The 21,017-nt window shown below is 71.5% G+C and carries 21 protein-coding genes and 1 pseudogene; 5 read left to right on the top strand and 17 right to left on the bottom strand.

Annotation, left to right across the window (positions count from 1 at the left end):
- Positions 1 to 206: 206 nt before the first annotated feature.
- From OG462_RS05460 to OG462_RS05450, 3 genes and pseudogenes are all read right to left on the bottom strand, one after another.
- A pseudogene (locus OG462_RS05460) lies at positions 207 to 497 on the bottom strand (flavodoxin family protein); the annotation flags it as partial.
- A 157-nt stretch (positions 498 to 654) separates the two neighbouring features.
- Complete coding sequence (locus OG462_RS05455; RefSeq protein WP_406054960.1) at positions 655 to 1,458, bottom strand: N-formylglutamate amidohydrolase; 804 nt, start codon at positions 1,456 to 1,458, stop codon at positions 655 to 657.
- Between the two features lie 58 nt (positions 1,459 to 1,516).
- Positions 1,517 to 1,942, bottom strand: coding sequence for an ATP-binding protein (locus OG462_RS05450; RefSeq protein WP_406054958.1), 426 nt, complete (start codon positions 1,940 to 1,942; stop codon positions 1,517 to 1,519).
- Between the two features lie 189 nt (positions 1,943 to 2,131).
- On the opposite strand from OG462_RS05450, the gene OG462_RS05445 reads away from it, so the two are divergent.
- Entirely contained in the window at positions 2,132 to 3,004 is an 873-nt protein-coding gene (locus tag OG462_RS05445) for an RNA polymerase sigma factor SigF (protein ID WP_406054957.1), read from the top strand.
- A 42-nt stretch (positions 3,005 to 3,046) separates the two neighbouring features.
- On the opposite strand, the gene ehuA is transcribed toward OG462_RS05445, so the two are convergent.
- The 10 genes from ehuA to OG462_RS05395 all read right to left on the bottom strand — a co-directional run bounded on the left by ehuA (position 3,047) and on the right by OG462_RS05395 (position 11,299).
- The gene (ehuA, locus tag OG462_RS05440; protein WP_406054955.1) at positions 3,047 to 3,844 is read right to left on the bottom strand and encodes an ectoine/hydroxyectoine ABC transporter ATP-binding protein EhuA; all 798 of its coding nucleotides are present in this window, start codon (positions 3,842 to 3,844) and stop codon (positions 3,047 to 3,049) included.
- 25 nt (positions 3,845 to 3,869) lie between these two features.
- A complete protein-coding gene (gene ehuD, locus OG462_RS05435) occupies positions 3,870 to 4,505 on the bottom strand; it encodes an ectoine/hydroxyectoine ABC transporter permease subunit EhuD (protein ID WP_406054953.1) in 636 nt (211 codons plus the stop codon).
- Positions 4,505 to 5,179 (bottom strand): ectoine/hydroxyectoine ABC transporter permease subunit EhuC, encoded by a 675-nt coding sequence (ehuC, locus tag OG462_RS05430; protein ID WP_406054951.1) that lies wholly within the window; start codon positions 5,177 to 5,179, stop codon positions 4,505 to 4,507. Before ehuC ends, ehuD begins: the two co-directional genes overlap by 1 nt.
- Positions 5,180 to 5,191: 12 nt before the next feature.
- Positions 5,192 to 6,109 carry an ectoine/hydroxyectoine ABC transporter substrate-binding protein EhuB gene (gene ehuB / locus OG462_RS05425; RefSeq protein ID WP_406054949.1) on the bottom strand — a complete coding sequence of 306 codons (918 nt, stop codon included), beginning with the start codon at positions 6,107 to 6,109 and terminating at the stop codon, positions 5,192 to 5,194.
- Positions 6,106 to 7,002: an ectoine hydroxylase gene (thpD, locus tag OG462_RS05420; RefSeq protein ID WP_406054947.1), complete on the bottom strand. Its 897-nt coding sequence runs from the start codon at positions 7,000 to 7,002 to the stop codon at positions 6,106 to 6,108. The genes ehuB and thpD overlap by 4 nt, the downstream gene beginning before the upstream one ends.
- Positions 7,003 to 7,056: 54 nt before the next feature.
- A complete protein-coding gene (locus tag OG462_RS05415) occupies positions 7,057 to 7,512 on the bottom strand; it encodes an ectoine synthase (protein WP_406054945.1) in 456 nt (151 codons plus the stop codon).
- Between the two features lie 32 nt (positions 7,513 to 7,544).
- Positions 7,545 to 8,816, bottom strand: coding sequence for a diaminobutyrate--2-oxoglutarate transaminase (gene ectB, locus OG462_RS05410; protein ID WP_406054943.1), 1,272 nt, complete (start codon positions 8,814 to 8,816; stop codon positions 7,545 to 7,547).
- A 49-nt stretch (positions 8,817 to 8,865) separates the two neighbouring features.
- Positions 8,866 to 9,423: a diaminobutyrate acetyltransferase gene (gene ectA / locus OG462_RS05405; RefSeq protein ID WP_406054941.1), complete on the bottom strand. Its 558-nt coding sequence runs from the start codon at positions 9,421 to 9,423 to the stop codon at positions 8,866 to 8,868.
- Between the two features lie 376 nt (positions 9,424 to 9,799).
- Positions 9,800 to 10,603 (bottom strand): endonuclease I family protein, encoded by an 804-nt coding sequence (locus OG462_RS05400; protein WP_406054939.1) that lies wholly within the window; start codon positions 10,601 to 10,603, stop codon positions 9,800 to 9,802.
- 231 nt (positions 10,604 to 10,834) lie between these two features.
- A complete protein-coding gene (locus tag OG462_RS05395) occupies positions 10,835 to 11,299 on the bottom strand; it encodes an Lrp/AsnC family transcriptional regulator (protein ID WP_406054937.1) in 465 nt (154 codons plus the stop codon).
- 118 nt (positions 11,300 to 11,417) lie between these two features.
- Here OG462_RS05395 and OG462_RS05390 point away from each other — a divergent pair, with 118 nt between their 5' ends.
- The 3 genes from OG462_RS05390 to OG462_RS05380 all read left to right on the top strand — a co-directional run bounded on the left by OG462_RS05390 (position 11,418) and on the right by OG462_RS05380 (position 16,114).
- A complete protein-coding gene (locus OG462_RS05390; RefSeq protein ID WP_406054935.1) occupies positions 11,418 to 12,533 on the top strand; it encodes an asparaginase in 1,116 nt (371 codons plus the stop codon).
- Between the two features lie 377 nt (positions 12,534 to 12,910).
- The gene (locus OG462_RS05385) at positions 12,911 to 14,344 is read left to right on the top strand and encodes an aspartate ammonia-lyase (protein ID WP_406054933.1); all 1,434 of its coding nucleotides are present in this window, start codon (positions 12,911 to 12,913) and stop codon (positions 14,342 to 14,344) included.
- A 126-nt stretch (positions 14,345 to 14,470) separates the two neighbouring features.
- Positions 14,471 to 16,114: a GMC oxidoreductase gene (locus OG462_RS05380; protein ID WP_406054931.1), complete on the top strand. Its 1,644-nt coding sequence runs from the start codon at positions 14,471 to 14,473 to the stop codon at positions 16,112 to 16,114.
- Positions 16,115 to 16,172: 58 nt separating this feature from the next.
- Here the strand turns inward: OG462_RS05380 and OG462_RS05375 are convergent, their stop codons facing one another.
- The 3 genes from OG462_RS05375 to OG462_RS05365 form a co-directional block, all read right to left on the bottom strand.
- On the bottom strand, positions 16,173 to 16,661 hold the full coding sequence (locus tag OG462_RS05375; protein WP_406054929.1) for a carboxymuconolactone decarboxylase family protein: 489 nt from the start codon (positions 16,659 to 16,661) through the stop codon (positions 16,173 to 16,175).
- Positions 16,658 to 17,737: a dihydrodipicolinate reductase gene (locus tag OG462_RS05370; protein WP_406054927.1), complete on the bottom strand. Its 1,080-nt coding sequence runs from the start codon at positions 17,735 to 17,737 to the stop codon at positions 16,658 to 16,660. Before OG462_RS05370 ends, OG462_RS05375 begins: the two co-directional genes overlap by 4 nt.
- Before the next feature lie 92 nt (positions 17,738 to 17,829).
- Entirely contained in the window at positions 17,830 to 18,270 is a 441-nt protein-coding gene (locus tag OG462_RS05365; RefSeq protein WP_406054926.1) for a GNAT family N-acetyltransferase, read from the bottom strand.
- A 164-nt stretch (positions 18,271 to 18,434) separates the two neighbouring features.
- Between OG462_RS05365 and OG462_RS05360 the strand changes: the two genes are divergently transcribed.
- Entirely contained in the window at positions 18,435 to 19,265 is an 831-nt protein-coding gene (locus OG462_RS05360; RefSeq protein ID WP_406054924.1) for a hypothetical protein, read from the top strand.
- 131 nt (positions 19,266 to 19,396) lie between these two features.
- Here OG462_RS05360 and OG462_RS05355 read toward each other — a convergent pair whose 3' ends face one another.
- Positions 19,397 to 20,779 (bottom strand): NAD(P)/FAD-dependent oxidoreductase, encoded by a 1,383-nt coding sequence (locus OG462_RS05355; protein ID WP_406054922.1) that lies wholly within the window; start codon positions 20,777 to 20,779, stop codon positions 19,397 to 19,399.
- Positions 20,780 to 21,017 lie beyond the last annotated feature (238 nt).

The following is a 21,017-nucleotide window of genomic DNA, read 5'->3' as shown; positions in this document are numbered from 1 at the left end:
CGTTCCCCTGCGGACGAGTGGGCGGGTCGGGCGGCGAAACACGCCCGGTTGCCGACGTCGATGGGGCTCCGGGTTGGGCCGGCCGAAATTCCCGTCCACTCTCTCGCCTCGTGGGACGGAATGACCGAACGCCACGGCAGTGCTGACGGAGTCGGCTACCCGATCACCCGCGTGGCCTCACAGCCATGACATGTATCGCCGAATCAGATCGGCCCGCACAGCACGAGGATGTCGGCGGCCATCACCCGTTCGTACAGCTCGGGCCAGGCGTCCGACGCCCACCCGTGCTCGGTCATGTCGGGCCACACACCTGTCGCGATGTCGAGGTCGACGGCCCGCACCAGTGAGGTGGTCACTCCCTGGCCCTCCACCACCGACCGGCTGCGCCCGATCAGGCCCTCGGTGTTGCTCACCTCGGGGGAGCGCTTGAGGGTGCAGTGGAGAGAGAGCGCGCTGAGATCGTCGTACCGGTACGGGTCGGAATCGGGCACGGCCATCGACGGTCTCCTCGCACACGGGGGGGCGGCCCTCCCGGGACCGCCCTCATGCTGGGGCGGCCCCTCCCGGGACCACTCCCAGCCTGGGCAAACCCCCGCCCCGGGGCCACTCGGCGGCGACCGAACGCATGACCACGAAGGGCCGGCCCCGTCGCTTCTACGCCGACAGGTGCGACGGCACGGCGTCGACGAGTGCCGCCAGGGCGGCGCCGAGGGCCCGCACTCCCGCTCCTGCCGGCCCGCCCGGCTCGCTCATGTAGACATCACGGCGGATCTCGATCATGAGCGCGCTCACCCGCGGATCCTTGCCGTAGTACGGCAGCGGTACGTACGTCCCGGCGAAGGGCGTGTCCGTCGCCAGGCCCCCGAACCCGCCGAACGCCTCCCGCGCCGCGTCGAGCAGGGCCGGCGGGGTGTGGAAGGCGTCCGTGCCGAGGCAGACCGGGGGACGGGGCCCCTCGCCGTGCAGCTCGTACGGCAGCGGCTCGGTCGGGTACGAGTGGACGTCGACGATCACCGCACGCCCCGTCGCGGCGAGCCGCCCGGCCACGGCGTCGGCCATGCCCTCGGCGTACGGCGTGAAGTAGCGGTCGATCAGCGGCGCCGGGTCGAACCCGGCAGGCCGGAGCGCGGCGCGGTGCGTGGTCCGGGTGTACACCGCGCCCATCCCGACGGCGAGCATCTCCTCGCGCTCGTCGGGGAAGCGCTCGGGGTCGACGACGAGCCGGGAGAGCCGGTTGACGAACCGCCAGGGCGCCGCGCCGGCGGTCGCGGCGGCGACGGCGGCGACCTCCGCCGTGTGGGCGTCGGTGATGTGGTCCAGCTCACGGTCCAACTCCTCGTCGCCGAGCAGGATGCCGTCACGCACGTCCGGGGGTATCACCCGGGAGGAGTGCGGCACATGGAGGAGGACGGGGGAGTCCGGGGCGCCGGTGAGGACGTCGTACGAGCGTGAGGTCATCGGCCCACCCTTCCACAGGCCGTGCCCGCCGCGGCGTGCACGGCTCACCGGGGGCGGGTCACCGGTCGAACGTCACCGCCGCGTGGATGGTCTTGCCGTCCGGGCCCGTGTCCACGGTCACCTCACGGCACAACCGCAGCACGATCGGCCAGCCGAAGCCGCCGGGACGCAGCTCCTCGCGGAGCTCGTACAGCGGGGACTCCGCACTGGCGTCGGACACGGACACCGTCACCCGGTCGCGTCCGATCCCGATGCCGAAACCGGTGACGCCGCCCCCGTGGCGGTGCGCGTTCGTGACCAGCTCCGAGGTGACCAGCAGCAGGTCCTCGACCTGGGAGGGCCGCAGCGGGCCGAGCGCCGCGAGCGTATGGCGTACGAGCTGTCGTGCCTGAGCCGGGGTACGGACCGGGGGCGATCCGGCGTTCCGGGCGCCGAGCGGGTCCGCCCCGGGGGCCGGGGACCGGGTGTCGCTCCGGGTCTTCATGGCGGATCCCTTTCTTCCTGTTCCAGCCGGTTCATCAACAGCTGATGGGTTTCGCCTGCCCGTTCGAAGCGGGGTGATGCGTCCCTCCCGTGCGGAAGAGGCCGGGCGCGGACGAGGAGTGCCTTCGGGAAGCGGGGGTACGAGAACCGGGACCGCTGAACGGACCGCGAGCCAGAGGAGGTTGTTCCCGTGCGGACCGATCCGGCCGAGGCGACGACGACGTACGCGACGAACGGCACGGGCGAGGACCTGCCCTGTCCCGAGGTCCCGCACGCGGTTCCACCCCGGGACGCGCGTGCCCTGTCGAAGGTGTTCTTCCGCGAACTGGCGGCGCGGGAGGAGGGCACCGAGGGGCACCAGTACGTCCGGAACACGCTCATCGAGATGAACATGTCACTGGTGGTGTACGCGGCGGGGCGGTTCCGCGCGCGTGGCGACGAGAGGGAGGACATCCTCCAGGTCGGCATGGTCGGTCTGATCAAGGCGATCGACCGCTTCGACCTGTCGCGCGAGGTGGAGTTCGCCACCTTCGCCGTGCCGTACATCGTGGGCGAGATCAAACGGTTCTTCCGCGACACCACCTGGGCGGTGCACGTCCCGCGCCGGCTCCAGGAGGCCCGGGTCGAGCTGGCGAAGGCGACCGACGAGCTGAGTTCGCGGCTCGGCCGGGCCCCGCGGATCGCGGAGCTGGCGCCGGTCATGGACCTGTCCGAGGACGAGGTGGTCGAGGCCCAGGTCGCCGCCAACGGCTACCACTCGACGTCCCTGGACGCCACGTTCGCCGGCGGCGACAGCGAGGACGAGGACGCCGCCCTGGGCGACCTGATCGGCCAGGAGGACCCGGCGCTCGCGCTCTTCGAGGAGTTCCACACCCTCGCCCCGCTCCTGGAGGCCCTCGCCCCGCGCGACCGGCTGCTGCTGCACCTCCGCTTCGTGGAGGAACTCACCCAGACGCAGATCGGTGAACGGATCGGCGTCTCCCAGATGCATGTCTCGCGCCTGCTCGCCCGAAGCCTCGACCGGCTGCGGAAAGGCATGGTCGAGCAGGAGGGTGACAGCTGAGAGGACGCTGCGGCCCGGCCCGCGCCGGGCCGCACCGCCCTCTCAGCGGACCGAACTCAGGAACGTGCGGGTGCGCTCCTCAGCGGGCGCGTCCAGGAGTTCGTCGGCGGGTCCCGACTCGATGATCCGGCCGCGGTCGAACATCATGATCCGGTCGGAGACGTCCCGGGCGAAGCCCATCTCGTGCGTCACGCACAGCAGCGTGATGTCGGTCCGCCGGGCGATGTCCCGCAGCACGTCCAGCACCTCCGCCACCAGCTCAGGGTCCAGCGCCGAGGTCACCTCGTCCAGGAGCAGGATCTCCGGCCGCATCGCGAGCGCGCGGGCGATGGCCACCCGCTGCTGCTGGCCGCCGGAGAGCCGCGTCGGCCGTGCGTCGACCTTGTCGGAGAGCCCCACCAGGTCGAGCAGGTCCCGGGCCCTGAGCCCGGCCTCCTCCCGGCTCTCGCCGAGCACGTGCACGGGCGCCTCGACGACGTTCTCGAGGACGCTCATGTGGGGGAAGAGATTGAACTGCTGGAAGACCATGCCGATCCGCCGCCGTCGCGCGGCCAGATGACGCTCGCTCGCCGGCGCCAGCTTCCCGGGCGCTCGGCCCGGCATGTGGGAGAAGGGCTTCCCGTCCACGTGGATGACGCCGTCGGTCACCCGTTCCAGCGTCATCAGCAGCCGGAGGATCGTGGTCTTCCCCGAGCCGCTCGGGCCGATCAGCGTCACGCGCTCCCCGCGGGCGACCTCCAGGTCGAGGCCGTCGAGCACGGTGTGGTCCCCGTACCGCTTCGTGACCCGGTCGAAGCGGACCGCCGGGTCCGCACGGCCCTTGGTGACCTCGGTGGCCACGGCATCCACGGTGTTCGCAGTGTCGTCAGTGAGCAAGGCGTGCCTCCAGTCGTCGTATCAGCACCGACGTCGGCCAGCTCGCGAGCAGGAACACCACGGCGGCCAGGGTGAAGCTCTCCAGATAGGCGAAGTGGGTGCTGCCGAAGGTGTTCGCCTCGTGGACCATCTCGTGCACCGTGATCACCGAGAGCAGGGGCGTCTCCTTGAACATGGAGACCGCGTAGTTGCCCAGCGGCGGCAGTACGTTGCGCACGGCCTGCGGCAGCACCACCGCCCGCCACACCCGCCGGCGCGGCAGCGACAGCGCCGTGCACGCCTCCCACTGCCCCTTCGGCACGGCGTCGATGCCCGTCCGGTACACCTCGGAGAGGTACGTGGCGTAGTGCACGCCCAGGACCAGGACGCCGAGCGCCGGCGCGTCGAGCCCCGGGATCAGCACCCAGGCCGCGAACAGCTGCACCAGGAGCGGGGTCGAGCGGACGAACCCGGTCACCCCGCGCACCGGAAGCGCCAGCCACGCGGGACCCGCGCGCTGCACGAGGGCGAGCGCGAGACCCAGGACCGCCGCGACGGCGAACGCGAGCACGGTCGCGACCAGGGTGACGCCGAAGCCCTCCAGCACGGTCGGCAGAGCGGCCCGGGCCGCCTCCCCGTCCCACATCAGGCGCCTCCTTCCTGCCCGAGACGGGCCTTCGCGGCCCGCTCCAGGGCGTTCATGAGGAGGCTCAGGACGACGGCCAGGCCGAAGTAGAGCCCCAGGAGCAGCAGATACGAGGCCGCCGTCGCACCCGTCGACGAGCGCAACTGGTCGATCTGGAAGGTGAGATCCGGGACCGTGACCAGCGAGAGCAGCGGCGTCGCCTTGAGCAGCTGGACGAGCAGGTTCTTGAACGGCGCGACCATCAGGGCGTGCGCCTGCGGCAGGACGACCCGCCGCAGACGCAGCACCGGACCCATGCCGAGCGCGACCGCCGCCTCGGTCTGGGCGCGCGGCACCGCGGCCACCGCGCCCCGCACGACCTCGGAGCCGTACGCCCCGAAGTTCAGTCCGAGCGCGAGTACGCCGCAGGCCAGCGGTTCCAGTCGGAAACCGACCATGGGCAGCGCGAAGAACAGCCAGAAGAGCTGCACGTACAGCGAGGTGCCCCGGAAGAACTCCACGACGAGCCGCGTCGCTCCGCGCACCGGCAGCCGCGCCGACCGGGACAGCAGGCCGAGGGCGTACGCGAGGAACAGGGCGAGTACGGCGCCGAGTACGGTGGCCTCCACCGTGACCAGGAGCCCCTCGGCGAGCCGGGGCACTGTCCGGCGGAGCTCGGGGAGGAAGTCAGCCATCCCGGCCGCCCCTCACCCGGCACACAGGTCGGCGGTCCGCAGGGAACGGGGCGGCACCTCGCGCGCGGTGAAGCCGTAGCGCCCGACGAGCTCCACGAACCGGTCCGGAGCGCCGGTTATCTTCAGGAGTTCCTTGTCGAAGGCGTCCCGCAGCCCGGTCGCGCCCGGCCGGAACACGGCTCCGCCCGCGCCGAGCTGCCGTACTCCGTCGACCACCGGGACGAACGCCTCGGTCACCTCCACCGCGGCGTCGCGGTTCGTCCGCGCGAGCCAGCGCAGGGAGATGGCGGTCAGGGCGAAGGCGTCGATCCGGCCTGCCAGGAGGGCGTCGAGGCCGTCCTGCTGCTTGGCGAGCGTCTTCACCGACCCGTCGGGGACGCCCGCCGCCTGGGCGAAGGACGCCTCCACCGCGGCCGTCAACACACCGACGGTGGCGTCCTTCGCCGCGCAGGACGGCAGGTCGCTGAGCCCCTTCGGATTGCCCTTGCGGACCATCAGAGCGGTGGGGGAGACGAACTCCGGCTCGGAGAAGACCACCTTGGCGCAGCGCTCGGGCGTGATCGACATGCCCGCGCTCACCACGTCGAAGCGGTCGGCGAGGAGCCCGGGTATCAGCGCCCCGAACTCGGTCAGCGTCGGGCGCAGTTCACGCACCCCGAGTGCCGTGAAGATCTCGCGGTGCAGCGTCGGGGCCTCGCCGGCCAGCTCGTCGCCGTCCTGGAAGCCGTACGGCGCCTCACCGGCGAATCCGACGCGCACGAAGCCCTGTTTCCGCAGCTTCGCCAGGAGCGCGCCGTCGTCCTCGGGAGCCCCCGAACCGACCTGGGTGCGGGTGCAGGCCGACAGCAGGCCGGGGGTCAGGGCGAGTCCGCCGAGGAGCGCCGTTCTGCCGAGGAAACCGCGCCGGTCCAGGCGGGCCGGGCCGGTCATGACCGGTCCCACGCGCGCGCGGCGATGAAGGAGGGCCGCCGCACCGGGGCGGCGAAGGGGGCCTCCGGCTGGTTCTCGACGCTGTTGAAGACGAGGAACACATTGCTCCGGGGGTACGGGGTGATGTTGTCGCCCGAACCGTGCAGGGCGTTGCAGTCGAACCAGGTGGCCGATCCGGCGGGACCCGTGAAGTGGCGGATGCCGCAGGCGTCGGCGAAGGTGGTCAGCGCCTCGTGGGACGGGGTGCCGGCGTCCTGCATCTGGAGCGACTTCTTGTAGTTGTCCTTCGGGGTCGCTCCGGCGCAGCCGAGGAAGGTGCGGTGCGAGCCCGGCATGATCATCAGGCTGCCGTTGGTGGTGTGGTTCGGCGTGAGCGCGATCGAGACCGACACGGTCCGCATCCTCGGCAGGCCGTCCTCCGCGTGCCAGGTCTCGAAGTCGGAGTGCCAGTAGAAGCCGCTGGCCCCGAAGCCGGGCTTGACGTTGACCCGCGACTGGTGGATGTAGACGTCGGAGCCGAGGATCTGGCGGGCGCGTCCGACGATCCGCGGATCCTCGGCCAGCCGGCCGAAGACCTCGCTCATCCGGTGCACCTCGAAGACGGAACGGATCTCCTGGGAGCGGGGCTCGACGACCGCCCGTTCGTCCGCCCGCACGGCCGGGTCGGAGACGAGCCGGTCCAGCTCCGCCCGGAGCACGTCGACCTCGTCCGGGGTGACGATCTCGTCCACCGTGACGAATCCGTCGCGGTCGTACTCCTCCAGTTCGCGGGCCCAGAAGGGGCCCGCCGTGCCGGGCTCGGACCACACGACGGGGTCCTTGCGGCCGATCAGTTCCTCCTTGGGGCCGCGGGTGGGGTAGAGGTCGACGGGGCGAGTGGGTGCGGAGGGCATGAGTGAGCGTGCTTCCCTTCTCGTACGGGTGTCTTCTTCGGTTTCGTGCCGGGCTCAGACGTCGTCGCGAGCGGTCGTGTCGGGCTTGGGTCCGGGCTTGGGCCCGGATGCGGGCTCGGGCTCGGTGAGCAGGGGGTAGACGCCGTTCTCGTCGTGGTCCTCGCGCCCGGTGACGGGCGGGTTGAAGACGCACAGGCAGCGGAAGTCGGCCTTGACCTTGAGGGTGTGGCGCTCGTGCCCGTCGAGCAGGTACATCGTTCCGGGCACGATCGTGTACGTGCGGCCCGTCTCGTGGTCGGTGAGCTCGGCCTCCCCGGCCGTGCAGACCACGGCCTCGACGTGGTTCGCGTACCACATGGCGGTCTCGGTGCCGGCGTACAGCACCGTCTCGTGGAGGGAGAAGCCGACCCGCTCACGGGCCAGGACGATGCGCTTGCTCTCCCAGGTGCCCGACGCGGCCCTCACATGCCGCTCGGTGTTCTCCAGCTCGTCGAAGGAACGGACGATCATGGGTAGTGCCTTTCTGGTCCGGGTCGCGTGGGTCAGGCGGTATGGCGGACGGAGCGGGCCAGGATGCCGAGGCCCTCGTCGAGTTCGTCGTCCGTCGCGGTCAGCGGCGGCAGCAGTTTGACCACCTCGCCGCGCGGGCCCGAGGTCTCCACCAGGAGGCCGGTCTCGAAGGCGCGCCTGCACACGGCCTCGGCGCGCTCCCCGTCGGCGAACTCCAGGCCCCACACCAGTCCGCGCCCGCGGACCGACAGGCCCGTGCGACCGTCGCCCCCGCACAGGTCGAGAAGGGCGCGCTCCACCCGGCCCGCCCGGCTCAGGGTGCGCTCGCGCAGGGCGCCGTCGCGCCAGTAGGCGTCGAGGGCGGCCGTGGCGGTGACGAAGGCGGGGTTGTTGCCGCGGAAGGTCCCGTTGTGCTCGCCGGGCTGCCAGACGTCGAGCTCGGGCCGGAACAGGCAGAGGGCCATGGGCAGGCCGTAGCCGCTGATGGACTTGGACAGGGTGACGATGTCGGGCGTGATGCCCGCCTCCTCGAAGGAGAAGAAGTCGCCGGTGCGGCCGCAGCCCATCTGGATGTCGTCCACGATGAGGAGCATGTCGTGCCGGCGGCAGAGCTCCGCGAGCGCGCGCAGCCACTCGGCTCGCGCCACGTTGATGCCGCCCTCGCCCTGCACGGTCTCGACGATCACGGCCGCCGGGTGGTCGAGGCCGGAGCCGGCGTCGTTGAGGAGCCGCTCGAACCAGAGGAAGTCGGGGAGCTGCCCGTCGAGGTAGTCGTCGAAGGGCATGCGGATGGCGTGGTGCAGCGGGACGCCCGCACCGGCGCGCTTGGCGGCGTTCCCGGTGACGGCGAGCGAGCCGAGCGACATCCCGTGGAACGCGTTGGTGAAGGAGACGACCGTCTGCCGTCCGGTGACCTTGCGGGCGAGTTTCAGCGCCGCCTCCACGGCGTTGGTGCCCGTGGGGCCGGGGAACATCACCTTGTAGGGCAGCGCCCGGGGCTCCAGGACCGTCGTGCGGAAGGTCTCCAGGAAGTCGCGTTTGGCGGTCGTCGACATGTCGAGGCCATGGGTGACGCCGTCGTTGCCGAGGTATTCGAGAAGGGCACGCTTCAGCACGGGATTGTTGTGGCCGTAGTTCAGCGAGCCCGCGCCGGCGAAGAAGTCGAGGTACGGACGCCCGTCCTCGTCGTACAGCCTGCTGCCACTGGCGCGTTCGAAGACGACGGGCCAGGCGCGGCAGTAGCTGCGGACCTCCGATTCGACGGTCTCGAAGACGGAGGGCGTGGCGATGTCGGTCAGGGTCACGAAGTCTCTTCTCCAGAGTGGGGGGCGTGGTTCGGGGGCGGACGGACGCTCAGGACACCGGGGATGCCGGGGACACCGGGGACGCCGGGTGGCCGAGGGGGCCGATGCGGTACAGCACCTCGGACTCGTGTCCCACCGACGGGAAGGCGGCAGACGGGAAGAGCACCTCCTGCGTCACCTCCGCGCCGTGACGGCGCGCGAACGACCGGAACAGCCGGTCGGAGGCCAGGTTTCCCGGGGTGACGGTCGCCTCGACACGGCTGATCCCGTGCTCGGCCGCCACCTGTGCGGACAGAGCGTCGAGCAGGGTCCCGGCTACCCCGCTTCCGCGGTGCGAACCCTCGACGGCGATCTGCCAGACGAAGAGGGTCTCCGGAGCGTCGGGTCGCAGATAGCCGGTCACGAAGCCGATCGGGCGTCCGGAGGCGTCACGGGCGACGGCGGTCGTGTCGGCGAAGTCGCGGCACCACAGCAGATAGCTGTACGGCGAGTTGAGGTCGAGTTCGCCCGAGCCGCGTGCGATCCGCCAGAGTTCGGCGCCGTCCGCGATCGTCGGGGGCGTCGTGCGGACAGTGGTCGTCGTACGGGCAGTGGTCAACGGGGTCATGGGCGCCGAAGCTACCCAGTGGATCTCGGAACTTCCTGGGCCGGAGGGCTTGTTCGACGCCGCCGGTACGTGATAGATGCACCGACGGCCTTCGTGGCGGGAATTGATCCTTCACTGCACGGCAAAGACAAACAGAACGGGGCGAAATCACCGTTTATAACGGGTGGGTAACGCCTCCTGTGGAGGGCCCCCACCTGCGCAAAGAGCGTGAGAACATCCGCCGCTCGACGTTTGAACGCGGCCTGAGCGGTCAGGCGTACGGGTCGATGTCCGCCGCCCCCAGGGAAGGTCTCGTCCCGCCCTCCTCGGAACGCGTCGGAGCCGGGCCGGGTACGACGAGCCCGGCCCGGCTCCGTTCACTGCTGTGGTGCTCGGCCTACCAGATCGCCTCGACCCACTCCGGGTGGTCGATGAAGGGGTTCCGGTTGCCCTGGTACGTGGTGTAGATGACGTCGTTGCGACGCTCCTCGAAGGCGCTCGGCGGGTCCTGCTCGTTCCACTGCTTCAGGATCGAGAGGCGGCCGTGGAAGCGGACGCTGCCGTTGGTGGTCGACTCGTTGGGCTCCAGGTCGGCCCAGGCGTCGTCGCCCTCGTAGCGGACGGCCATGTAGAGGATCATGCGGGCCACGTCGCCCTTGTCGGCGTCGCGCGGCTCGAACGAGTTGCTGTCCGTGTAGCTGCCGGGCGCACCGCTGACCGGGCTGCCGCCGTTGTCGAAGTCCTTGTTGCCGCGGATGCTGTTGACCTGGACGTCCGCCGCACGCAGGTGGTGCAGATCGGTGCCCGGGCCGGCCGAGGTGCCGAAGTTGCCGTGGGACTGGGCCCAGGTGTGCTCGCGGTTCCAGTCTCCGACGTCACCGCCGTTGAGGCTCTTGCTCCGCGAGGTGCCGCTGTAGAGCAGGATGACGTTGTTGGTGTTGCCGGGGTCCTGGTCGGCGACCTTCAGCGCGTTCCAGACTGCGTCGTACGAGATCTTGCTTTGGCTGCTGATGATGGTGTGCAGCGAGGACTTGAGGCTCGTGCCGGTCTTGCCGACCGCGTTCTTGTAGTAGGTGCTGTCGTACGCGGTGGTCGTGGCGCCTGCGGGGGTGGCGGCGACCGTGGGGAGCGTGACGCCGACGAGGGTGGCGGCGACGGCCGCCGCCCACACCTTCCATCTGCCGATCCGCACAACGGACATGGGGGGACCTTTCCCGGGGACGGTACGCGTGGAGCGGCGGGCCTCGGCTCAACGATCCCGCTGTCTACGCGTGTTGACTTCGTGTCATCGGGAGAGTGGCACACGGCAGGTACCTGTCATGTAACGGGGAGAAGGCTGTTCCATGACGAGTTCGCATATGGCGGAACCGAATGGCCCCCGAACCGGCATCGAACGGCCCCGAGGGATCCGCCTGCGGCGCCTCGGGAGTGCTCAGACGCCCCGGACGCCCACCGGCATGCCCTTCGGCTCCTTGATCCGCTTCATGATGATCTGCGAGTTGACCTCGGTGACCCCGGTCAGGGTCGTCAGTCGCTCGATCCACAGCCGCTCGTACGCGGCGAGATCGGCCACCGCGATGCGCAGCAGACAACCCGGGCTGCCGAACAGCCGGTACGCCTCGATGACGTCCGGCACGTCCTGGAGCGCCTCCTCGAAGGCCTCCACCGTCTCCCGGTCCCGCCGTACCTCCACCGAGACGAGCACCTCGAAACCACGTCCCACCGCCTCCGGATCGATGATCGCCCGGTAGCCCTGGATCACCCCGTCCTGCTCCAGCTGACGCACCCGGCGGAGGCACGGCGACGGGCTCAGCCCCACCCGCTGGGCCAGCTCCTGGTTGCTCAGCCGGCCGTCGTCCTGAAGCTCGCGCAAGATGTGGAGATCGATTCGGTCCATGGCGCAATTATCTACCACGCTGAAACGGCACGGCGGCTGATTTCGCAATCGCCTTGCGCGCCTTCTGTCCTATCGTTGCGGCGCAGGGCGATTTCGGTACGGAGTAAGGACGGCAGGCATGAAGCGGACGAACGACGGGGGAGCGCGCCGGATCGTCGTCATCAGCACGGGCGGCACGATCGCCAGCCGCTGGCAGGGCACCGGCTACGCGGCCGACGCCTCCGGCAACGACGTCCTGGCCACCGCCCCGCTTCCCGAGGGCGTCACCGTCGAGGTCGTCGACCTCTTCAACGTCAACAGCTCCCGCGTGACCGCGGCCCACCAGCTCGCCCTCCTGCGGACCGTCCACGAGACCCTCGCCGACCCCGGCGTCGACGGCATCGTGATCACCCACGGCACCGACACCCTGGAGGAGACCGCCTTCCTCCTGGACCTCCACCACACCGACCCCCGCCCGGTCGTCCTCACCGGCGCCCAGCGCCCCTTCGGCACCGGCGACGGGGACGGCCCCGGCAACCTGTACGACGCGCTCCAGGTCGCCTCCACCGTCAGCGACCTCGGCGTCCTCGTCGTCTTCGACGGACGCGTCCACGCCGCCCGCGGCACCGTCAAGACCCAGACGCTCGCCGCCGACGCCTTCTCCGACCCCTCGGCCGAGCGCCTGGGCCGCGTCGGCTTCTCCCGCGTCGACATCGAGCGCCGGCCGGAGCGTCCGACGCCCCTGCCGCTGCCCGTCGCCGCGTACAAGGCGAACCCCGACGCTCCCGACGCCGTCCCGCTGCCCCGGGTCGCCATCGTCACGCACCACTCCGACGGCGACCCCTTCCTCCTGAACGCGGCCGTCGGCGCCGGCGCCCGGGGCATCGTCCTCGTCGCCACCGGCGCGGGCAACGCCACCCCCGAGATCGCCGCCGCCGTGGCCGACGCGGTCGCCCAGGGCGTTCTCGTCGCGGTGACCACCCGCGTGCCCGCCGGGCCGCTCGCCGAGATCTACACCGGCGGCGGGGCCGTCGACCTCGTCGCCGCCGGAGCACTGCTCACCGGCACGCTCCGCGCCGCGCAGGCACGGATCGCCCTCCTCGCGACGCTCCTCGCCGAGGGTGGCAGCGGCGCGGGCGACCCCGCCCGCAGCACCGTCCTGCTGCGGCGCCTCCTCGACGGGCCCGTCCGCGCGGAACCGGCCCTCGCCACCGGCGGCTCCCGCTCGGCCTCGGCCGTCGCCGCCCGCGCCTGACCCGGCGCACCCCAGAACCCCGGCTCGCGGGCGGCGCACCCCCCCGCCCTCCCGCGAGCCGGAGCCAACCTCTCAGCGCCCCCCTGCGGCCGTGGTGCCGTGGGGCCTGTCCGGCCCTGAGCCGGACGCCCCACCTTGCCCGCGGACACCGGCGCCCGCACGGGTCCGCGTACACCCGGCCGCCTCCGCCGTGCGCCCGCCGCGACGCCCCATGGCCGTTCGCGACGTCCACGGCCCCACGGCCCCACCGCCCCGCGGCCCCACGGGCCGCACCGCCCCACCGCTTCCGGACGCCCCCTCGCCCAGCCCCCACGGGCGACACCCCACCCCACCGCAACCCCGCTGCCCCCTGGGCGCGCCAAGACCTCTAGGACGTCATGGTTCCCGCACCGGCCCCGCTCCCCGTTCCCGTCCGTCGCGAGCACGATCTGCTCGGCGACCGGGACGTTCCCGCCGACGCCTACTGGGGCGTTCACACCCTGCGCGCCACCGAGAACTTCACCGTCACCGGCATGCCGATCTCCGTCTACCCGCTCCTGATCGACGCGCTCGCCGCCGTCAAGGAGGCCGCGGCCCGCGCCAACGAGGAGCTGGGGCTGCTGCCCGCCGACAAGGCCGCCGCGATCGCCGGCGCCTGCCGGGAGATCCGTACGGGACAGCTCCACGACCAGTTCGTCGTGGACGTCGTCCAGGGCGGTGCCGGCACCTCCACCAACATGAACGCCAACGAGGTCGTCGCCAACCGTGCCCTGGAGCTCCTCGGCCACGCCAAGGGCGACTACGACCGCCTCCACCCCAACGAGGACGTCAACCTCGGCCAGTCCACCAACGACGTCTACCCCACCGCCATCCGCATCGCGGCGATCGGCGCCGCCCGCGAACTCCTCCTCGCCATGGCCGTGCTCCAGGACGCCTTCGCCGCCAAGGCCCTGGAGTTCCGCGAGGTCGTCAAGATGGGCCGCACCCAGCTCCAGGACGCGGTGCCCATGACGCTGGGCCAGGAGTTCTCCACGTACGCCGTGATGCTGGAGGAGGACCGCAGCCGGCTCGCCGAGGCCGTCGAGCTCATCCACGAGATCAACCTCGGGGCCACCGCCATCGGCACCGGCCTCAACGCCGCCCCCGGTTACGCCGAGACCGCCCGCCGCAACCTCGCCGAACTGACCGGTCTGCCGCTCGTCACCTCCGCCAACCTGATCGAGGCCACCCAGGACTGCGGTGCCTTCGTCCAGCTCTCCGGGGTCCTCAAGCGCATCGCGGTCAAGCTCTCCAAGACCTGCAACGACCTGCGGCTGCTCTCCTCGGGCCCGCGCGCCGGTCTGAACGAGATCAACCTGCCGCCGGTCCAGGCCGGTTCCAGCATCATGCCCGGCAAGGTCAACCCGGTGATCCCCGAGGTCGTCAACCAGGTCGCCTTCGAGGTGATCGGCAACGACATCACCATCACCATGGCCGCCGAGGCGGGGCAGCTCCAGCTCAATGCCTTCGAGCCGGTCATCTTCCACGCGCTGTCGAAGAGCCTGCTCTCCCTGCGCGCCGCCTGCCTGACCCTCGCCGAGCGCTGCGTCAGCGGCATCACCGCCAACACCGAGGCGCTCCGGGCCGCCGTGGAGAACTCCATCGGCCTCGCCACCGCGCTCAACCCGCACCTCGGCTACACCGCCGCCACCGCCATCGCGCAGGAGGCGCTCGCCACCGGGCGCGGGGTCGTCGAACTCACCCTGGAGAAGGGCCTGCTGCCCGCCGAACGGCTCGCCGAACTGCTCACGCCCGAGCGTCTCACCGGCGCCCCGGGGCCCGCCCTCGCCTGACCCGGAACCGGGCAGGGTTCGTTCGAGAAGGGGAGCCGCACGGAAGTTACCCGTCGGTTTCTCGTGACTTCCCCGATGGCCGACAGTAGAACATGTTCCCATTCGCCCTTGAGTGAGGAACATCACATGAGCGAACACCCCCTGCCCGCAAGGGGAATCGGCGGCGTCAGTCGCCGTCGATTCCTCGCGGGAACAGGTTCTGTTCTCGGTGCCGCCGCCCTCGTCGGCCACAGCACCCCGGCCCACGCCGAAGCCCGCCTCACCGACACCCCGCTCCCCACCGGTGCCCACGTGCCCGCCCTTGTCATCGGCACCGGATACGGCGGCTCCGTCGCCGCCCTCCGGCTCGCCCGCGCGGGCGTCGCCGTCCACATGGTCGAGATGGGCATGGCCTGGGACACCCCCGGACCCGACGGCAAGATCTTCGCCAACACCACCCGGCCCGACTACCGCTCCTTCTGGCTGCGGACCCGCACCAAGCAGCCCCTGAGCAACTTCCTCGGCTTCCCCCTCGACAAGGACGTCCCCCGTCACACGGGCATCCTCGACGCCGAGGACTTCGCCGGCATCACCGTCTACCAGGGCCGCGGCGTCGGCGGCGGCTCCCTCGTCAACGGCGGCATGGCCGTCACCCCGCGCCGCGAGAACTTCGCGGCCATCCTCCCCACCGTCGACGCCGCCGAGATGTACTCCACCTACTACCCGCGCGCCAACGCGGGACTCGGCGTCACCGAGGTGGACCAGGCCTGGTGGGAGAGCACCGCCTGCTACCAGTACGCGCGCGTCGGCCGCAAGCACGCCCAGCGCTCCGGCTTCCCCTTCGTCTTCGTCCCGAACGTCTACGACTGGGACTACATGAAGCAGGAGGCCGCCGGGGCCGTCCCGAAGTCGGCCCTCGACGGAGAAGTCATCTACGGCAACAACGCCGGCAAGAAGACCCTCCAGAAGACCTACCTGGCCCAGGCCGCCGCCACCGGCCGCGTCACCGTCTCCGCGCTGCACAAGGTCACCTCCGTCACCCCGGCGGCCGGCGGCGGCTACACCGTCGCCATCGACCAGATCGACACGACGGGCGCCACCCTCGCGAGCAAGACCGTCACCGCCGACAAGGTCTTCTTCGCCGCCGGCAGCATCGGCACGAGCAAGCTCCTCACCCGTCTCAAGGCCACCGGCGCGCTCCCCGCCCTCAACGGCGAGATCGGCAAGGGCTGGGGCGACAACGGCAACGTCATGTGCGGCCGCGCCAACCACATGTGGGACCCGACCGGCAAGCTCCAGTCGTCCATGCCCACCGCGGGCATCGACAACTGGGACGCGGGCGGCGCCTTCGCCGAGGTCGCCCCGCTGCCCACCGGAATCGAGACCTACGCCTCCTTCTACCTCTCCATCACCAAGACCCCCCACCGGGCCGAGTTCACCTGGAACCCGGCCACCGGCACGGTCGACCTGAGCTGGGACAGGGCCTGGAAGCAGACCTCCATCGACGCCGCGAAGACCATCTTCGACAAGATCAACGCCAAGGAGGGCACGATCTACCGCACCGACCTCTTCGGTGTGTACAAGATCTGGGGCGACCACCTCACGTACCATCCGCTCGGCGGCGCGGTCCTGGGCCGGGCGACCGACAACCACGGACGCCTCCACGGCTACTCCGGGCTGTACGTCATCGACGGATCCCTGATCCCCGGCAACGCCAGCGTCAACCCGTTCGTCACCATCACGGCCCTCGCCGAACGCAACATCGAACGGATCGTCGCCGAGGACTTCTGACCGACCGTGACGAGGAGGGGCCGGCCAAAATCCCGGCCGGCCCCTCCTGCGTCCCGGTTCAGTGCGTCGGCAGCACGCACACCTCGTCGAGCCCCAGCACCCGGTTGAGCCGCCCGAACGCCAGCCACGAGCCCAGACTCATCGTCAGCTCCACGATCTCCGCCTGGCTGTACCGGGCCGTCATCCGTTCCCAGAACTCCTCGTCCAGGCCGTGATGGTCCAGCGCGTACCGCTCCGCGTACTCGGCCGCCAGCCGCGTCCGCTCGTCGAAGGTCTCCGAGACCTCCGTCTCCCGCCACGCCGCGACGACCTCGTCGAAGCCCTCCTCGACCTTCACCCCGTCCCGGTCGGTACGCCAGTCCAGACAGAAGCCGCAGCCGTTGATCTGCGCGATCCGCAGCCGCGCCGCCTCGAACTCGCGCAGCCCCAGCGTCGTATGGGCGTACACCGACAGCGAGAAGTTCGCCGCCGCCGTCCCGATCTCCGGGACCATGTCGCCCCACACGTGTCCGATCGGCTCCTGGCCCTCGGGTATGTCGATGATCACCGCGGTCTCCTTCCCAGCTTCCCGACCGCCGGCCGCAACGGCACGTCCAGCGCGTCGTACAGTCCCGGCTCCGCCGCCACCAGCCAGTCGATCGCACCGACCAGCCGGCCGACCGCCGTCGCGTTCCCGCCCGCCGACCGGTTCTCGCCCTCGGCCGTGGCCGCCACCGTCACCTCGATCCGGGGACTGCCCTCGACGATCACCCGGTGCGCCCCCGCCCCGTCCGGCGGCACCGGCCAGTCCGGCGCGCACGAGGGATGGATACGGGTCACGTGCTCGATCACGATGCGGGGCTCCCCGTCGACGATCCCCTGCACCTCGAAGCGGATCGCGCCCTGCGTGCCCGCCTCGAAGACCCCCATCGTCCGGGTCTTCACCGTCGTCTCCAGCGGACGCCGGTCCACCGTCTCGCGGATCTCGTCGAGCTCGGCGCCGAGCGCGCGGGCCATCAGGCGTATCTGCCCGCCCCACACCATGGTCGGCACCGACGGCAGCAGCATCGGCGGCTCGTACTCCAGTGGCCGGCCCATCCCGATCAGGTCGCGGACCGACTCCTCCTGCTCGTACGTCGAGTAGTCGAAGATCTCCTGACAGCGGATCACGTCCACCGTACTGCCGAGCCCGCTCACGAGCAGCGGCAGGACGTCGTTGCCCCAGCCCGGGTCCACCCCCGACACGAACAGCGAACCGCCGCCCTCGGCGACCGCCGCGAGCACCGGATCCCGGAACTCGGGCGGTGCGTTGCGCTGGTCGTACAGCGGATACAGCGCGGGGGTGACCACCACCGCGCCCGTCCGCACCGCGCGTGCCACGTCGTCGAGCGCCCCGTCGGGGCGGGTGTCGCCGGAAGCCGCGTACACCACCGCCCCCGGCCGCCCGTCGAGCACCGCGCCGACATCGTCGACGGCCGCGACCCCGAGGTCGTGACCGAGCCCCGCGAGCCGGCCCGCGTCCCGCCCGACCTTCGCCGGATCGGAGACCAGCACGGCCGCGAGCTCGAGCCCTGGATGGGCGTCCACGGCGCGGATCGCCGCGCGCCCGACATTTCCGGTACCCCACACCACCGTCCGAATCATGCGCGGAGGGTAGCGCCGGGCCCCGAAGGTTCCCAGACCCGTGACGCCATGATCTGACGAATCGTCAGATTGCTGATCGGGGCCGGAGTGTGTCAGGTCAGCCGCAGCGTCACGAACGGCACCGTGTCGCCCGGCAGGACGTACCGCTCCACCTCGACGAAGCCGCGCGCGAGCGCGAACCGGAGCCCCTCCTCGTTCGACGCGAGGACCACCGTCTCCACGCCCTCGTCGCTCAGTGACCGCGCGTGCGCGAGCCCCCGCTCGTACAGCGCGGTCCCGAAGCCCCGCCTCCGGAATCCGGGCAGCGTCCGCGCGATGACGGTCGCCGCCGCGGTCTCCTCGTCCGGCGGCCGCACCGTCGAACAGCCCACCGCCACCTCCCCGAGATACGCGACGTCCAGCCGGTTCCGGCCCGCGCGCTCCCGCACCTCGTCGGGGGAGAGGACGGCCGTGGGGATGATCGTGTTGTGGACCGCCCGCCAGTCCGCGAGCTGGGCCGCGCTCCTGGCCGGCTCGATGCGAAGATCGTTCATCCGAGCAGGAAACCGCGCCCGGCCCGGCCGGTCAACCGCATTCGGGCGTGCGACGGCAACCCCGCCGGACGCAGCCGTACGGGTGAGGGCACCGGCGCCGCCGCAGCGCCGCCCGCCGAACGGGTACGGATCGCAGCACTGCCCCCGCCCAGGAGGATCCGTCCATGTCCGTACGCAAGGGCGCCCCCGCGCTGCTGAGCGCCGGCACGCTGTGCGCGGCCCTGTTGCTCAGCGGCTGCGCGAGCAGCGCGCCTCCCGCCCCCGCCGCACCACCCGCCGGGACGGCCGCCGCGGCCCCGCCCGCCGGTGACTCGCGCCCCGAAGGTGTCCCACCCGGCGCGGCAGGGGAGGGCGGCCCGCCGGGGGAGCCGGCGAACAGCCTCGCCTCCGCGCCCGTACCCGCCCCCCGGCTCCCCGGCGTCGGCCCCGCCACCCAGGCCTTCGTCCCGGACGGCACCACCCAGGCCCTCGTCGTCACCGGCGCCACCGCCGACGACAACACCTCCACCGCGACGCTGTACGAGCGGGACCCCGCAGGCCGCTGGTCCGAGGTGGCCGGGTCGTGGCCGGCCCACAACGCGCTGCGGGGCTGGACCGCCGACCACACCGCCGGTGACCTGCGCACTCCCATCGGGGTCTTCCGGCTCGGCGACGCGGGCGGCCGGCTGCCCGACCCGGGCAGCCGGCTCCCGTACGACCAGGACGACGAGTTCGAGATCAGTGGCACCGGCTTCTCCGGCGAGCCCCTCGAAGGCTCCTTCGACCATGTGATCGCCATCGACTACAACCGCGTCCCCGGCCGGACCCCGCTCGACAGGGAACGCCCGCTCGGCGACGAGAAGGGCGGCGGCGTCTGGATCCATGTCGACCACGGCGGCCCCACCCAGGCCTGCATCGCCCTCGAACGCGAGCCGCTGCGCGAACTGATCCGCGCCCTCGACCCGGCCAAGGAGCCCGTCGTGGTCATGGGGCCGGCATCCGAACTGGCCCGCTGAGCACCGGGAGCCGCCGACTCGGCCCGTCGGGCGCTGACGCTGGTCCCGCGCGCGGACGGGGGCCGGACGAAGGTCTCGGCGTCCGGCCCCCGTCCGCGCGCGTGGAGGCGGTCCCCCGTACGCGCGTGGAGTCAGTTCCCCCCACCGGTCCCGACCGCCCCGCGGAACGCACCCGTGTGGCTGAGGACCTGCTCCGGCGTCAGATACGCGTCGGTGTACTCGAAGTCCCGCAGCGTGCCCGACTTCGACGCCAGGAACCCGGTCCGTACGAAGTCGTCCCCGGCCACGGCGTTCAGCAGCCAGTTCGTCATCACCCGGGTCTTGGCCACGTTGGTCCGCAGCGCCGCCCAGTGGTAGGCGCGGGCCACGGCCTGCGCCGGCGCCCCGTGCAACTCCACACCGAGCGGCTTCGAGACCCCGTCCATCCCCCCGAGGTCCACCACCAGACCCAGATCCTTGTGCGTGTACGGATGGGTCGGCTCGCCGCGCAGCGTCGAGACCAGGTTGTCGGCGAGCGCCTTGCCCTGGCGCATCGCGTGCTGTGCCGTCGGCGGACAGATCGCGCCCTCCTCGCCCTTCGCGAGATCGGGCACCGCCGCCGCGTCTCCCAGGGCCCACACCCCGTCGAGCCCCGGCACCGTCATCTCGGCCGAGACCACGAGCCGCCCCCGGAACGTTTCCGCACCGAGCGTGCCGATCAGCGGACTCGCCGCCACCCCGGCCGTCCAGATCAGCGTCCGGCTCGGCAGCACCCGCCCGTCCGTGAGCGTCACCGCCTCCTCGTCCACCGAGGCCACCGACACCCCGAGCGACACCTCGATGCCGCGCTTCGTCAGGATGTCCATGGCGGCGGCGCCCAGCTTGTCGCCCAGCTCGGGCATCAGCTTCGGTGCGATGTCCACCAGATGCCACTTGATGAGTTTCGGGTCGATCCGCGGATACCGCTTGACCGCGTTGTGGGTGAGCAGCTGCAGACAGGCCGCCGTCTCCGTCCCCGCGTAGCCGCCGCCGACCACCACGAACCGCAGCCGCGCGGCCCGCTCCTCCTCGTCGTTGCTCGCGTCCGCAAGGTCCAGCTGCGCGATGACGTGGTCGCGGATGTACACGGCCTCCGCGAGCGTCTTCATCCCGCGCGCGTACTCGGCGAGACCGGGGATGTCGAAGCTGCGGGTCACGCTGCCGGGCGCGAGCACGAGATGGTCGTACGGCTCGGTCACGTACTCGCCCGAGATCGTCCGCACCACACAGACCTTCGCCGCCGTGTCCACCCCGACCACGCCACCCGGCACGATCCGGGTGCGGTGCCGTTCACTGCGCCGCAACGACAGCGCGACCGACTGCGGGGTCAGCACCCCCGCCGCCACCTGGGGGAGCAGCGGCAGGTACAGCTGGTACGAGAACGGTGAAAGGAGCGCGAGCTGCGCCTCCCGCTCGGCGAGGCGTCGTTCGAGCCTCCGTACGCAGGCGACTCCGGCGAATCCGGCGCCCACCACGAGAATCCTCGGTCGCGTCACGCTGTCCGCCCTTCCGTATGAGCGTGCAAGAAACCAACGGATATGGCCGAGTGGGCCGCATATGGCAGTTCTCGCCGACTATCCGTGGTTCACCCTTTTTATCGTCATTGCGGCGGGATCGCTCTTCGGCCCGGTCCGCTCCGGACACCCAGGGTCGCCACGGCTCGCCGATCGGCCCCCGAGTCCTCCGGTCGCCGGGGTGCGGCGACGGGGATACGTTGCCTCGGGGACCCCGGCC

Source organism: Streptomyces sp. NBC_01077, from assembly GCF_045162855.1.
Lineage (GTDB): Bacteria > Actinomycetota > Actinomycetes > Streptomycetales > Streptomycetaceae > Streptomyces.
The sequence above is the reverse complement of the archived record's forward strand: the minus strand, read 5'-3'. Positions and strand labels throughout refer to the sequence as shown.

Coding starts and splice junctions, on each gene's coding strand:
- OG462_RS05455 (WP_406054960.1), bottom strand. CDS start 1,458: ATGACCTCACGCTCGTACGACGTCCTCACCGGCGCCCCGGACTCCCCC.
- OG462_RS05450 (WP_406054958.1), bottom strand. CDS start 1,942: ATGAAGACCCGGAGCGACACCCGGTCCCCGGCCCCCGGGGCGGACCCG.
- ehuD (WP_406054953.1), bottom strand. CDS start 4,505: ATGTGGGACGGGGAGGCGGCCCGGGCCGCTCTGCCGACCGTGCTGGAG.
- ehuC (WP_406054951.1), bottom strand. CDS start 5,179: ATGGCTGACTTCCTCCCCGAGCTCCGCCGGACAGTGCCCCGGCTCGCC.
- ehuB (WP_406054949.1), bottom strand. CDS start 6,109: ATGACCGGCCCGGCCCGCCTGGACCGGCGCGGTTTCCTCGGCAGAACG.
- thpD (WP_406054947.1), bottom strand. CDS start 7,002: ATGCCCTCCGCACCCACTCGCCCCGTCGACCTCTACCCCACCCGCGGC.
- OG462_RS05415 (WP_406054945.1), bottom strand. CDS start 7,512: ATGATCGTCCGTTCCTTCGACGAGCTGGAGAACACCGAGCGGCATGTG.
- ectA (WP_406054941.1), bottom strand. CDS start 9,423: ATGACCCCGTTGACCACTGCCCGTACGACGACCACTGTCCGCACGACG.
- OG462_RS05400 (WP_406054939.1), bottom strand. CDS start 10,603: ATGTCCGTTGTGCGGATCGGCAGATGGAAGGTGTGGGCGGCGGCCGTC.
- OG462_RS05395 (WP_406054937.1), bottom strand. CDS start 11,299: ATGGACCGAATCGATCTCCACATCTTGCGCGAGCTTCAGGACGACGGC.
- OG462_RS05390 (WP_406054935.1), top strand. CDS start 11,418: ATGAAGCGGACGAACGACGGGGGAGCGCGCCGGATCGTCGTCATCAGC.
- OG462_RS05385 (WP_406054933.1), top strand. CDS start 12,911: ATGGTTCCCGCACCGGCCCCGCTCCCCGTTCCCGTCCGTCGCGAGCAC.
- OG462_RS05380 (WP_406054931.1), top strand. CDS start 14,471: ATGAGCGAACACCCCCTGCCCGCAAGGGGAATCGGCGGCGTCAGTCGC.
- OG462_RS05370 (WP_406054927.1), bottom strand. CDS start 17,737: ATGATTCGGACGGTGGTGTGGGGTACCGGAAATGTCGGGCGCGCGGCG.
- OG462_RS05365 (WP_406054926.1), bottom strand. CDS start 18,270: ATGAACGATCTTCGCATCGAGCCGGCCAGGAGCGCGGCCCAGCTCGCG.
- OG462_RS05360 (WP_406054924.1), top strand. CDS start 18,435: ATGTCCGTACGCAAGGGCGCCCCCGCGCTGCTGAGCGCCGGCACGCTG.